This window comes from Actinopolymorpha sp. B17G11 (assembly GCF_040196095.1).
GTDB lineage: Bacteria > Actinomycetota > Actinomycetes > Propionibacteriales > Actinopolymorphaceae > Thermasporomyces.
Genome location: NZ_JBEFTW010000107.1, coordinates 1 through 876 on the forward strand (window position 1 = coordinate 1; position 876 = coordinate 876).

General features: G+C 65.5%; 1 protein-coding gene. It reads left to right on the forward strand.

The window, feature by feature from the left end:
* Positions 1 to 498: 498 nt before the first annotated feature.
* On the forward strand, positions 499 to 876 hold a 378-nt coding region (locus tag ABN028_RS35195), incomplete at its 3' end, for a hypothetical protein (protein ID WP_349699670.1).

Here is an 876-nt window from a genome sequence, read left to right on the forward strand (position 1 = left end):
AGCATTGACGACGGCGCAATCACCGGCAGTCGAAGACTTGCGCCAGGTGGGAGCCGACCCCCGGTAACCGTGACTGCGGGCAACGGGTCCCAGGTGGTCGCGGAGTGCGGCTTTCAGAGCGTCCTGCGCGGTCACAGGCATACACTCCCACGCTGACGGCCGACCGCTCATAGGAGGAGCGAACGCGCGGATCGCGGCATGAGCGGACATTCAATTGCCGTGCTCGAGAGCGGCCTCTCTCGTACGGTTGGAGGTCAGTCTGCTCAACGCCCAGCGCTGGTACTGGGCGTCACTGAACCCAAGGATGACGGCACCGTTCGAGTCGGGCCGGGCGCCAGGGGGCGCCGTCCACCATGGGCGGCGACCCCCGAAAACGCGCACCGACTGCGGGCAGATCCGTGCGTCCGAGCCGTTCCGGCGGGCGCTATCCGGCGGCAGGTAAGTGCGCTCGCCGTCATGGAGTGACAGTGTGGGGGCAGCCGCCGGAAGGATGTGGCCGTGATCGAGCCCCAGGGCGATGATCCTAGGGGGCGTCTGATCGAGCAGCGCGTCCGCAATCGGATCATCGAGTACTTCGAACTCGCTGGTTCCTTCGCCGCACAGAGGGACTATGAGCGGGCAGCACCAATAGCACACGTGCCATACGAGGTCATCAACCAGTGGGAGGACCAGCTTCCTCGGGGCCCCGACAGCGTTGATGACTGGCCAGACGTCTACACCGCCGACGAGATCGAGGCCATCAAGAAGTTCCACGTCGTGTGGCAGGAGACGGCCGGGGTAGTGCCTGACGACTACCCATCACTCAGAGACGTCCAGGCTATGCCGGCCTGGGAGCGGTTGCGCTGCGAGGCCGAAACCGCCATGGGAGTCTTCACT